This window comes from Amorphus suaedae (assembly GCF_053629675.1).
Genome location: NZ_JBRJIT010000001.1, coordinates 2,123,674 through 2,135,800, shown reverse-complemented (window position 1 = coordinate 2,135,800; position 12,127 = coordinate 2,123,674). Strand labels below are relative to the sequence as shown.

At 68.4% G+C, this 12,127-nt stretch carries 10 protein-coding genes; 4 read left to right on the top strand and 6 right to left on the bottom strand.

The window, feature by feature from the left end; all coding sequences use genetic code 11:
* The first annotated feature begins 25 nt into the window (after positions 1–25).
* The 4 genes from AB7M35_RS09605 to AB7M35_RS09590 are packed head-to-tail and all read left to right on the top strand — an operon-like array spanning position 26 to position 5,664.
* Positions 26–982, top strand: coding sequence for a TAXI family TRAP transporter solute-binding subunit (locus AB7M35_RS09605; RefSeq protein ID WP_453959206.1), 957 nt, complete (start codon positions 26–28; stop codon positions 980–982).
* 26 nt (positions 983–1,008) lie between these two features.
* Entirely contained in the window at positions 1,009–2,964 is a 1,956-nt protein-coding gene (locus tag AB7M35_RS09600; RefSeq protein ID WP_453959203.1) for a TRAP transporter permease, read from the top strand.
* A complete protein-coding gene (locus AB7M35_RS09595) occupies positions 2,961–4,691 on the top strand; it encodes an amidohydrolase (protein WP_453959200.1) in 1,731 nt (576 codons plus the stop codon). The genes AB7M35_RS09600 and AB7M35_RS09595 overlap by 4 nt, the downstream gene beginning before the upstream one ends.
* Positions 4,692–4,701: 10 nt before the next feature.
* Entirely contained in the window at positions 4,702–5,664 is a 963-nt protein-coding gene (locus AB7M35_RS09590) for an alpha/beta hydrolase (protein WP_453959198.1), read from the top strand.
* On the opposite strand, the gene AB7M35_RS09585 is transcribed toward AB7M35_RS09590, so the two are convergent.
* From AB7M35_RS09585 to AB7M35_RS09560, 6 genes are all read right to left on the bottom strand, one after another.
* Complete coding sequence (locus tag AB7M35_RS09585; RefSeq protein WP_453959196.1) at positions 5,661–6,365, bottom strand: ABC transporter ATP-binding protein; 705 nt, start codon at positions 6,363–6,365, stop codon at positions 5,661–5,663. The two genes, AB7M35_RS09590 and AB7M35_RS09585, sit on opposite strands and share 4 nt — an antisense overlap.
* Positions 6,362–7,129, bottom strand: coding sequence for an ABC transporter ATP-binding protein (locus AB7M35_RS09580; RefSeq protein ID WP_453959194.1), 768 nt, complete (start codon positions 7,127–7,129; stop codon positions 6,362–6,364). The genes AB7M35_RS09585 and AB7M35_RS09580 overlap by 4 nt, the downstream gene beginning before the upstream one ends.
* On the bottom strand, positions 7,129–8,973 hold the full coding sequence (locus AB7M35_RS09575) for an ABC transporter permease (protein ID WP_453959192.1): 1,845 nt from the start codon (positions 8,971–8,973) through the stop codon (positions 7,129–7,131). The genes AB7M35_RS09580 and AB7M35_RS09575 overlap by 1 nt, the downstream gene beginning before the upstream one ends.
* A 61-nt stretch (positions 8,974–9,034) precedes the next feature.
* Positions 9,035–10,252: an ABC transporter substrate-binding protein gene (locus tag AB7M35_RS09570; protein WP_453959191.1), complete on the bottom strand. Its 1,218-nt coding sequence runs from the start codon at positions 10,250–10,252 to the stop codon at positions 9,035–9,037.
* On the bottom strand, positions 10,249–11,145 hold the full coding sequence (locus AB7M35_RS09565) for an N-acyl homoserine lactonase family protein (RefSeq protein ID WP_453959188.1): 897 nt from the start codon (positions 11,143–11,145) through the stop codon (positions 10,249–10,251). Before AB7M35_RS09565 ends, AB7M35_RS09570 begins: the two co-directional genes overlap by 4 nt.
* A gap of 226 nt (positions 11,146–11,371) precedes the next feature.
* Complete coding sequence (locus AB7M35_RS09560) at positions 11,372–12,103, bottom strand: class II aldolase/adducin family protein (RefSeq protein WP_453959186.1); 732 nt, start codon at positions 12,101–12,103, stop codon at positions 11,372–11,374.
* Positions 12,104–12,127: the final 24 nt, after the last annotated feature.

The following is a 12,127-nucleotide window of genomic DNA, read 5'->3' as shown; positions in this document are numbered from 1 at the left end:
ACCCCTTGACCAGAGAGGTGATGAAATGCGGACTCGTTTTCCGTCCAGAGTGTGTGGTGTCGTCGGTGGCCTTCTCGGTGCGGCGATCGTCGCGGCGGGTCCGGCCGCGGCGCAGGGCGCGATCGGCGTCGGTTCGGCCCAGGCCGGCGTGACCGTCCAGTACGCCACCGCGATCGCCAAGGCGGTCTCGGAAGGCACCGACTACCAGATGCGTACCCAGCCGCTGGCCGGCACCGGCCAGTATGCGCCGCGGGTCAATGTCGGGGATCTGGAGTTCGGCGTCTCGAACATCATCGAGACCACCTATTCGCAGAAGGGCAGCGGCATGTTCGAGGGGCGGCCCAATCCGAACCTGCGGCTCGCCGCCACGCTGTTCTCCGCGCCGATCACCTTCTTCGTTCCGGAACCGTCGGGCATCGAGGCGCCGGACCAGCTGGAGGGGGCGCGCGCGCCGAGCGGATGGAACGCGCAGCGCCTCGGCGAGTATCTGTTCGAGGGCTTCTTCGCCAACAAGGGACTGTCCTACGACATGGTCCGGCCGGTTCCGGTGACCGGCCTTCGCAGCATGTGGGAGCTGTTCGGCCAGGGCGAGCTGGATTTCGCGCTGGGAGCGCTGAATGGCGCGGTGCTGCAGGAGCTTTCGGCGAAGGTGGGCGGTCTGCGCTACTTCCCGCTGGACGAAAGTCCGGAAGCGGTCGCGCGGCTGCAGGAAGTCCTGCCCGGTGCATACGTCACGGCGGTGAAGGTCCGCGACAGCGACGAGGTCGTGCCGTCGCTCGCCTACGATTTCGTTCTGTTCACCAGCACCGAGATCGACGACGAATTGGTCTACGATGTCGTCAAGGCGCTGCACGAGAACACCGAGTCCCTGGCAGCCTCGGTCAACGGATGGGATCCGAAGTTCGCGATCGCCGACAGCCCCGTCGAATACCACCCCGGTGCCATCAAATACTACAAGGAGGTGGGCCTGTGGCCGAACTGAGGTCCGCAGGCTGAGGCGCGCGGCAGATGACGGATACCTTGGCCGAAGCGGAAAGCGAGGGCGGGGCGCTTCCGCCCCCCTCGTGGCCCGTGTCGATCGCGGCAGCCGCCATAACGGTGATCGCCGTTCTCTGGGCGGTCGGCTTCTTCTGGCGGATGGGCTACGCGGTCTATACCGAGCAGCCGCTCGCCGCGATGCTGGGCCTCGGCCTGTTCGTCGTCTTCCTGACCCGCAGCTGGGGCGGCCACAAGGTCGCCCGTCCGGGCTGGTCGGGGATTGCGCTCGCGGTGCTCTCGCTCGCCGTATGCGCCTACATCGCCTACGACTATCCGCGCCTTGCCCAGGACATCTATTACAATCCGGTCGAGACCTTCATCGTCGGAGGCCTTGCCGGCCTGCTGGCGCTCGAGGGCGTCCGCCGGGCCTCGGGCTGGCCCCTGGTGATCGTGTTCGCGGTGTTCTTCGCCTACGCGCTCCTCGGCCACCTGGCTCCAGGCGTCCTCCAGGGCCGCAGCGTCCCGGTGTTCCGGCTCGCTCCGATCCTCGGGCTCGACAGTTCCGCGCTGTTCGGAACGCCGCTCGCCGTGGTCGGCACGATCGTCATCGCCTTCATGCTGATGGGACAGCTGCTGTTCGTCACCGGGGGCGGTGAGTTCTTCACCGACCTGGCGAAGTCGCTCACCGGCCGGCAGCGCGGCGGCGCGGCGAAGATCGCGGTGCTCGCTTCCGGTTTCTTCGGGTCGATCTCGGGCAGCGTCGTCGCGAATGTGACGTCCACCGGCATCATCACCATCCCGATGATGAAGCGGACGGGCTTCAAGCCGCACGTCGCCGCCGCCATCGAGGCGGTCGCGTCGAATGGCGGCCAGCTGATGCCGCCGGTGATGGGCGCCGCCGCGTTCCTGATGGCCGACTTCCTCGGCATCGGCTACGGCGAGGTCATCCTCGCGGCGCTCATTCCGGCGATCCTGTACTTCTTCGCCGTCTTCCTCCTGATCGACTTCGAGGCCGCGAGGGAGAAGATCGCGCCGCCGCCCGATGCGTTGATGCCGAAGGCCCGCGCGGTTCTCAAGGAAGGCTGGTTCTTCTGCGTTCCGTTCGCCGTCCTGCTCGTGCTGATGTTCCGCTACAACCTGAACCCGGAGACGGCTGCCCTGGCCGCCGCCGCGACCATCTTCGTGTTCGGGCTGTTTCGCGGCTATGGCGGCAACCGCATCGGCTTCGGGTCCATCTGGCAGGCGCTCGTCGCCACGGGGATGACCTCCGTGCAGATCCTGGTGATCTGCGGGGTCGCCGGCATGATCATCGGCATCATCAACGTGACGGGCCTCGCCTTCTCGATCGGCCTGGTCCTGACCCAGATCGGCGGCGCCAGCCTGTTCCTGCTGCTTTTGGTCACCGGCTTCATCTGCATCCTGCTCGGCATGAGCATGCCGACGACGAGCCTCTACATCCTGCTGTCGACGCTGGTGGTGCCGTCGCTGATCGACCTCGGCGCGATGCCGATCGCGGCGCACTTCTTCGTGCTCTATTTCGGCATCATGTCGTTCGTGACGCCGCCGGTCGCCTTCGCGGCGTTCGCCGCGGCGAACATCGCCGACGCCTCGCCGATGCGCACCGGCTGGACGGCCATGCGCTTCGGATGGGTCGCCTACATCGTGCCCTTCGTGTTCATCTACTCCCCGTCGCTGCTGATGCAGGGCGATCTCCTCCACATCGTCGTCAGCTCGGCGACGGCGGCGCTCGGCGTCGCCTATGTCTCGGCCGCGATGATGGGCTATTTCCGTGTCGCGCTGTCGCCGGCGAAGCGCGTTGCCGCGGTCCTGGTGGGCGCCTGCCTCCTGGTGCCGAGCGATGCGCTGCCGTTCGGGATCGCCTTCAATATCGCGACCCTCGCGGTTGCCGTGCTCCTGATGGTCGCGGAAGCGCGACGGCCGGCCGCGGCCGCGAGCCCGGTCACAGACAAGCCGGTGCTCGAGTGACCGATCTCGTTCTTCTCAACGGCGTCGTGCACACCGTCGACGCGACCGACAGCGTCCAGCAGGCCGTCGCTGTTTCTGCCGGCCGGATCGTCGCCGTCGGGACGAACGAGGAGGTTCGGGCGCAGGCGTCCCCGGGCGCGCGGATGATCGACCTCGCCGGCCGCACGGTCGTGCCGGGGTTCGTCGACGCCCACCCGCACCTGGACGCGGTCGGGCTGCGGCTGTCCAAGCCATCGTTCGGCCTCCCGAGGTCGATCGAGGACGTGCTTGCGGTGGTGCGCGGCGAGGCGGCGGCGCGGCAGCCGGGCGAGTGGATCGTCTGCAATCCGGTCGCCAGCGAACCGGATGTCTTCGCCTATCCCGCGGCGCTCGCCGAAGGGCGCTGGCCCGATCGGTACGACCTCGATAGCGCCGCTCCGGACAATCCGGTCTATATCGAACCGGAGGCGCTGACGGCTCCCGGCGTGGCGATCGTCAACTCGCTCGCGCTGAAGATTGCCGGGATCACGGCGGACACCGAGGTGCCCGACGGCGTGCGGATCCTCGTCGATGCCGACGGCCAGCCGACCGGGGTCATCGAGGACGACAATTTTCCGAAGCGGCTGCCGGACCAGTACGGGACGATGCGCCCGAACTGCGCCCTGTTCCCGATGATCCCGCCGCTCACCCACGACGATATGGTGGCCGCCGTCCGCACCGGCATGCGCGCCTTCAATCGGCGCGGCGTGACGGCGATCTACGAAGGCCACGGCATCCCGAAGCCGCAGCAGCGCGCCTATCTGGACCTCTACCATCGCGGCGAACTCACCATCCGCACCTATTTCGTGGTCTCGTTTCCGGTCCCGCTCTACCGCGATCAGGCCGGCGGTCGGGCCCTGATCGCGGAAACGTCGCTCTATGCCGGTGGCAACGGGTTCGGCGACGACCTCCTCAAGCTCGGGGGGCTCGGCTTTTCCTTCGACAGCGCGACGGCGATCGGCGCCTCGCTGATGCGCGAGCCCTATGTCGGCGCGCGCGGGGTGCCGTGGCACGGCGTGCAGCACGTCGACGAGGCGACCTTCGAGCAGATCGCCCTGGATGCGGCCAAGGCCGGTCTCCGGGTCCAGGTCCAGTGCTCCGGCGGGCTTGCGATCGACAAGGTGCTGGCGGCGTTCGAGGCCGTCGACCGGCAGGTACCGCTTGCTGGAAAGCGATGGGCGATCGAGCACTGCCAGTTTCCGTCGTCGGAGAACATGGCCGTGTGCCGGCGCCTCGGCCTGGTGGCGACCAGCACGGCGAACTTCCTGTGGAACTACGGAGACATCTACCGTCGGTCGCTCGGGCAGGAGCTTTCCGACGACGCCGTGCCCTATCGCGACTGGATCGATGCGGGCGTGATGATCGCGCAGTCCACGGACGGGCGACCCTCCGATCCGCTGTTCGCGATCTGGCAGATGCTGGCGCGCCAGGACGGCATCGCCGGCGGCACGTTCGGGCTTCCGCGGCAGAAGATCACGCGGCAGGAGGCGCTGCGCCTCTACACCTACAACGCCGCCTACTGCGCCTTCTGGGAGAACGTGATCGGCTCCATCGAGCCGGGCAAGTATGCCGATCTCGCCATCCTCTCCGACGACATCATGACCATTCCCGAAGACGCCATCCCCGACGTCGCGGTGGAGGCCACCTTGCTCGGGGGAGACATCGTCCATGACGCCGGCGTGTTCGATGCGGGCGAAGCGGCTCGGTAAAGGAGGATCAATGAGCGAAACGAGCCAGGCGGGGCAGGGCGGCCTCTTCGAAAACCTCACGGACGAAGACCGCGCGACGCTGCATGACATCCGCAGCGGTTGGAACTCCGGCGTCGACGCCCGCCGGGCGAAGGTGATGCGCATCTATGCGCCGCTCGCCGCCGCCCGTCCGAAGGATGGCATGCGGATCCACCGCGACCTGTCCTATGGCGATGACGACCGCCAGATCCTCGATGTCTTCGCCCCGGAAGGCGTCCGCGGCGCGCCGGTGCTCGTCTATGTCCACGGCGGCGCGTTCGTGCTCGGCAACAAGAGCGCCGACGGCGTGATCTACGACAACGTGCTCGCCTGGTTCGCGCGCCAGGGCTTCGTCGGCGTCAATGTCGAGTATCGCCTCGCGCCGGCAGCCGGGTTTCCGGGCGGTGCATTCGATACCGGCCTTGCGGTCCGCTGGATCGCGGAGAATATCGCGGAGTACGGCGGAGACCCGGACCGGATCGTGGTGATGGGCCATTCCGCCGGGGGGACCCATGTCGCGTCGTATCTTCTCGATCCGGACGTCGGCATCGACGTCGCCGCCGGCGTGAAGGCGGCCGTCCTGGTCAGTGCGCGGCTGAAGGCGGACATGGATCCGGAGAACCCGATGCGGGAGAACGTTGCCGCCTACTTCGGCGACGATCCGGAGTTCCTCGCCGCGCATTCGCCGACGACGCTCGCCAGAAACGCCCGCTGGCCGATGCTGGTGGCATTCGGCGGCTGCGAGAACCGCTACCTCGATCTCTACGGGCTGGAGTTTGCCTCCCGCGTCGGGGCGGCGACGGGAGTGGCGCCGCGCGTCGTGCAGCTTCCCGAGCACAACCACTTCTCGATCGTGGCGCATTTCGACACCGGCGAGGAGGTGCTGGGCCGCGAGATCCTGCGCTTCCTGGAGTGGGAGGCCGGCATCGCCGCGCCGGCGCGCGAGCGCGCCTAGACTGCGAGATAGGCGGCGCGCAGCGCCTCGTCGTCGAGCACCGCCCTGATCGGTCCGTCGAACCGGATCTCGCCCTTCTCGATGATGAAGGCGTGGGTGGCGACCTCCGCCGCGAAGAACATGTTCTGCTCCGACAGCAGGATGGTAACCCCCTCGTCGCGCAGCGACTTCAGCATGCCGGCCATCTGCTGGACGATAACGGGGGCCAGGCCTTCGGAGGGCTCGTCCACGAGCATCATCTTCGGCGCGCCCATCAGGGTGCGGGCGAGCGTCAGCATCTGCTGTTCGCCGCCGCTCATCTGGTTGGCGCGCCGGTTGCGCATCTCCGCGAGGTTCGGAAAGACCGTGTAGATGCGCTCGGGAGACCAGCCCGCCGTCATGCGCCCCCTCGGCGCGCCGACCTTCAGGTTCTCCTCGACCGTCAGGTCGGTGAAGATGCGCCGGTCCTCGGGCACGAAGCCCAGCCCTCGTCGGCAGATCTCGAAGGGACGGAGGCGGGAAATGTCGTGACCGTCGAAGACGATGCGCCCGCTCTTCTGCGCCATCAGCCCCATGACGGAGCGCAGTGTCGTGGTCTTTCCGGCTCCGTTGCGGCCCAGGATCACGCCGATCGAACCCTTGGCGATCGACAGGGAGACGTCGGAGAGGATGTGCGCCTTGCCGTAGTAGGCGTTGAGGCGCTCCAGGGTGAGGATGCTCATCGGGCGGTCTCCACCGGCGGGGCGGCGCTGTCGGATCCGCCGAGATAGACCTCCCGCACCTGCGGGTCGGCCCGCACCTGCGCGGGATCGCCGGACGCGATGATCCGGCCACGGTGCAGCACCTCGACCCGGTCGGCGTAGCGGAAGATCGTATCGACGTCGTGGTCGGTGACGAGGACGGCGATCGAACGCTCCCGGGTCAGCGACTGCGCCAGCCGCATCAGCGCGTCGCGCTCGCTCGGCGACATGCCGGCGGTCGGCTCGTCCATCAGCAGCAGGCGCGGCTCGTTGGTCAGCGCCAGTGCGAGCTCCAGGCGCTTGAGGTCGCCATAGGCCAGGACGCCGGCGGCGCGCTCGGCCTGGTCCGCCATGCCGACGGCTTCCAGAAGCCGGTCGGCCTCGTCCACGTGGCGCTCGCGCGTGGCGCGGCCGATCGCGTAGCGCCGCCCGTGGTGGGAGAGAAGGCCCACCTGGACGTTCTCACGGACGGTCATGGACGCAAAGGTGGCGGTCACCTGGAAGGACCGCCCGACACCGCGGGCCCAGATCCTGACCGGCGACAGCCCGAGCAGCGTCTCGCCGGCAAGCTCGGCGGTGCCGGAGTGGGCGGGAACCTGGCCGTTGATGGCGTTGAAGCAGGTCGTCTTTCCGGCGCCGTTCGGCCCGATGAGCGCGACCATCTCGCCGCTCGCGACGTCGAGATCGACACCGTGGACGACGGTTCTGGCGCCGTAGCGCACGACGAGGTTGCGGACCTTCAGCATCAGGGCGTCTCGCTGCCGCGCACCAGGCGGCGCGCGATGCCGGACAGCCCCTGGGGCAGCAGCAGCACCAGGGCGAGGATGAGGGCGCCGAGGACCGCGCGCCAGAGGTCGGTATGGCGCATGACCTCGCCTTCCAGCCCCTGCATGGTGGCGGCGCCGATCAGCGGCCCGAAGATAGTCTGCACCCCTCCGAGGAGCACCATGACGAGGGCGTCGATCGACCGCGTCACATGGATGTAGTCGGGGAAGACGCTGCCGTTGGCGAAGGCGAAGAAGCCTCCGGCGAGCCCGGCCGCCGCGCCCGCGATGACGAACCCGAGCCAGCGCGTCCGGCGGATCTCGATCCCCAGCGCCTCCGCCCTGAGGCCGGAATCGCGGGCGGCACGCAAGGCGTAGCCGAGCGGGGCGTGGAGCAGGTGGCGCATGATGAGGACGGCGAGTATGCCGCCGACGACGACGGCCTCGTAGAAGATGGTCCGGTCCTGGAAGATGCCGCTCGCCCAGACGCCGATGATGCCGTTGTCGCCGCCGGTCACGTCGTACCACTGGAACGCCACCGACCACGCCATCTGGGCGAAGGCCAGGGTCAGCATCGCGAAGTAGACGCCGCTGAGGCGGACCGACAGCCATCCGAACACGACCGCGCCGGCGGCGCCGGCGCAGACCGCCGCCGGCATGGCCGCCAGGAAGGGCCAGCCCAGGTCGCGGGTGACAAGCGCCGCGGCATAGGCGCCGAGGCCGAAATAGCAGGCGTGGCCGAACGAGATCATCCCGCCCGGCCCGAGGATGAAGTAGAGGCTGGCGGCGAAGATCATCATGATGACGAGCTGCACCGCGATGGTGATCTGGTAGCTGCCCACGACGAGCGGCAGCGCGGCGAGCGCCAGGGCGAGGGCCACGCCGGCCAGGGTCGCGAGGCCTCCCGCCCGCCGCAGCGGCGGCTCCATGGAGAATTCGTGGGGCTTGTTGAGCGACTCCGGCCGGCCGAACAGGCCCCAGGGGCGGATCACCAGCGTGACCGCCATGACGAGGAAGGTCAGCACCAGCGTGAGCGAGGGAAACAGGACGGTTCCGGCCGCGTGCAGCAGGCCGATGATCAACGCGGCGACGAAAGCTCCGGGGATCGATCCCATTCCGCCGATCACGACCACCGCGAAGGCCTCGGCGATCGCCGAGTTACCCATGCCGAGGTTGACGGCTTCACGCGGGATCTGCAGCGCTCCGGCCAGTCCCGCGAGCGCGCTGCCGAGGAAGAAGACGCTGGTGAACAGCCACACCTGGTTGACGCCGAGGGCGCCGACCATTTCCCGGTCCTGGCTCGCGGCGCGCACGAGGATGCCCCAGTGGGTCCGGCGGGTGAGCAGCCAGAGCCCGGCGAGCACCAGCGGGGCGATGGCGATCAGGATCAGGTCGTAGACCGGGATGGGCTGGCCGAACAGGCGCACCGCGGCGGGGATGCCGGGCGCTCGCGGACCGAGCAGGTCCTCGGAGCCGAACACCAGCAGCAGCGCGTCTTCGGCGATGAGGGCCACGGCGAACGTCGCCAGCAGCTGGAACAGCTCCGGCGCGCCGTAGAGCCGGCGCAGCAGCGTCAGCTCCAGGAGCGCCCCGAGAAGCCCGCAGAACAGGGCGGCCCCCACGATGCAGAGCCAGAAGCCGACGGGGCTGCTGCCGAAGTTCACCGCCAGCCAGTACCCGACATAGGCGCCGATCATGAGCAGCGCGCCGTGGGCGAAGTTCACGATCTTGGTGACGCCGAAGACCAGCGACAGCCCCACCGACACCAGGAACAGGATCGAGGCGGTCGCCAGCCCGGCCATGATCTGAGCGAACCAGAAGCCCATGTGCTCCGAAACCGAAGGAGGGAAGGGTGGGCCGCCGCGTCGCGACGGCCCGGCTGTGCCGTCAGTCCTTCGGGCGAAGCGCCCGGGCGTCCTCGTCGCTCGGCAGGACCGTCTCGCCGGATACGTACTCGAAGTCGGTCATCGTCCCCTTGCCGTCCTCCAGCGCGATGGTGCCGACGAACATGCCGAGGGTCGACTGATGGTCGGAGGCGCGCATGGTGATCGGGCCGAGCGGCGTGTCGACCTTAAGGTCGCCGAGCGCCTCGATGATCGCCTTCGGCTCCGTCGACCCGGCCTTCTGGATCGCGGCGGCGACGACGTTGGCGGTCACGTAGCCGCTCAGCGAGCCGGCGCGCGGATAGGTGCCGTACGCCTTCTGGTAGGCCTCCACGAAGCGCTTGTGTTCGGCGAGCTCGATCTTGTCCCAGGGGTATCCGGTGACGATCCAGCCTTCGGGTGCCTCGGCGCCCAGCGGATCCAGAAACTCCGGCTGTCCGGTCAACACGCTGACGACCGTCTTGTCCTCGAACAGCAGGCGGTCGTTGCCTTCGCGGACCAGCCGCACCAGGTCGGGGCCGAACGTGGCGTTGAAGATCGCGTCCGGGTTCTCGCGCGCGATCACCTGGGCCACGGCGCCGGCATCGATCTTTCCGAAGGTCGGGTACTGCTCGACGACGAACTCGACCTCGGGCTTCTTCTCCTTGAGGAGGGCCATGAAGCTGTCGGCGACGGAATGCCCGAACTCGTAGTTCGGGGCGATGACCGCCCAGCGTGTGGCGGGAAGCGTGGCGGCGACGTTCGCCAGCATGGCCGCCTGCATGTAGGTGCTGGAGCGGACCCGGAACGTGAAGTTGTTGCCGTGCTCCCAGGTCAGCGCATCGCTCAGCGCCTCGGAGGCGACGAACGGGATCCCGGCCTGCTTGGCGTACTCGGCGACGGCGAGGCCGATATTGGAGGCGAAGGTGCCGGTGATGACGGCCACCTTCTCGTTCAGCGCCAGCTCGTTGGCGGCGCGCAGCGCGTTCTCCGGCTTGCCGCCGTCGTCGCGGGTGATCAGTTCCAGGGGCCGGTCCAGCACGCCGCCGGCGCTGTTGATCTCGTCCACCGCCATCGTCAGACCGTTGCGGTAGGGCTCGGCGAACGCGGCCATCGTCGAGTAGCTGTTGATGTCGCCGATCTTGATCGGATCGCCGGACTGGGCGAGCGCGCCGCCCGCCGCCAGCGGCGCGAGCAGGACGGTCGACAGGATGGCTGCCGGAAGCCGGTGTCTCTTGGTCATCGTGATCCCCTTGTGGTTTGCTGATCCACCCCGGTCAGCCGTGATCGGCCCGCCCCTGCGCGCAGTTCCGCGACGGGGTTGGCGCCCGCAACGAAGCTCGGAACCTGCTCGAACAGGCGCATGTCGTGGCCCGGAGAGATCCGGTGGAAGGCGTCGTCGCCGACCAGCTTCAGGATGCGGCGGTAGCAATCGACGAGATTCCACGCGTTGCCTTGGTGATAGCCGGGCGGCCACATGCGCTCGAGATTGGCGTAGGTGACGACGTTGTCGCCGGCGATGACGTAGGGACCTTCCGGGGTCCGGAGCTCGATCCACTGGCAGCCGAAGCAATGCGCGTCGGCCTCCAGGTGCAGGACGAGGCCGGGATGGATTTCCGCGTCGCCGTCGAGAAAGCGGACCCGGCCGGACTGCACGGCGTGCTCGATCGACGGCCAGTCGTCGGGATTCATCGAAGACATCGGCCAGCGCGCCTTGCTGCCGCCGTCGGAGGCGGCAACCACGTCGCGCCAGCAGCGGTATTCCCGCTCCTGGAGATAGATCGGCACCTCGGGAAAGGCGGCGAGATTGCCGGCGTGGTCGAAGTGGAGATGGGTCAGGATGATCGCGTCGATATCGGCGGGGGTCAGGCCGACCTTGGCGAGGACCTGGTCCGGGGTCTCGAAATCATCGAAGCGGCGGCCGGTCATGGACTCGCCGCCGGAGAAGCCCGTGTCCACCAGGAAGACGCGCCGTTCGTCGGGGGTTTCGGCCACGATGACCGAATAGATCATGGGGATCGGGACCGTCCCCTGATTGCTGGCAACCGGGGCCCCTTCGAGGAAGTCCCTGTGCATCTGCCCCTTCGCGAAGCAAAGCGTCCAGGCCGAGTAATCGGGGTTTTGGGCTGCCGTCATCACCACCTCACGAATTGCGAGTAGGAAATAGAAAATCGAGAAGGTCAAGAAATATCGTTTTTATTGCCTTCAACTGAATGCGAGGGGGAGAGTTGGCTTTGCCAGTGGCGGGGTCGTCGACACTGTCCCGGCCGCCGCAGCTACAGGGTTCGGCCCGTCGGAGCGACGGGTCGATCATCGATTTTCCAACCCAGCCCCTGGTTGAGGCCCGGTTCCGGCCGCACGCCTACGATCCGGACGGCCGGGCGGGGGCGTCGCCGAGCTGGCGCACGTAGTAATTCCACGAGTGCGAGATGTGGGTCGGCTGCATGATCTGGCCGTGCCGGCGGGCGCGTTCCTCCGCCGTCGGGAACGCGCAGCGCATGCCCGACGACAGCCCGAGCACGTGGGCCCGGCAGGCGTGTTCCAGGAACACGCCGATCATCGTCGCGTGGGGGATCGAGGTGCCGCAGAAGGTGACGCCGTGGTTCGCCATCATGATCGCGAACGCCGTCGGTCCGAGGGCGGCCGCCAGGTCGGCGCCCAGCTCCGGGGTGTTGATCAGCGCCGACGTGCTCTCGTGGCGCGGCAGCTCGGTGAAATAGTCGGCGTCGAGCGTGAACGGCAGCAGCGGGTCGATCGAGGCGGAGAACAGGCAGGCGTGGAACGGGTGGGTGTGGGCGGCGACCTGCACGTCGGGGCGGGCCCGCAGGATCTCCGAGTGGATGACCCACTCGGAGTGGCGCCCGCCGTCGCCGGCAAGCTGGTTGCCCTCGAAGTCGAGGAGGATGAAGTCGTCCGGCCCGGCGATCTCGCCGAGGCCGGCGGCGTTGCGCTTCAGCCAGAGGCCCCGCCCCTCGGGGTCGCGCAGCGACAGGTGGCCGAGGGTCATGTCGCCGTGCCCCTCCATCTCGAGGATCCGCGCGGCGCGGGCGAGGTCGTCGAGCAGGGCGTGCGGCGTGCTGATGGCGGCGGTCATGGTCGGCTCCGGTGCGTCGGCGGG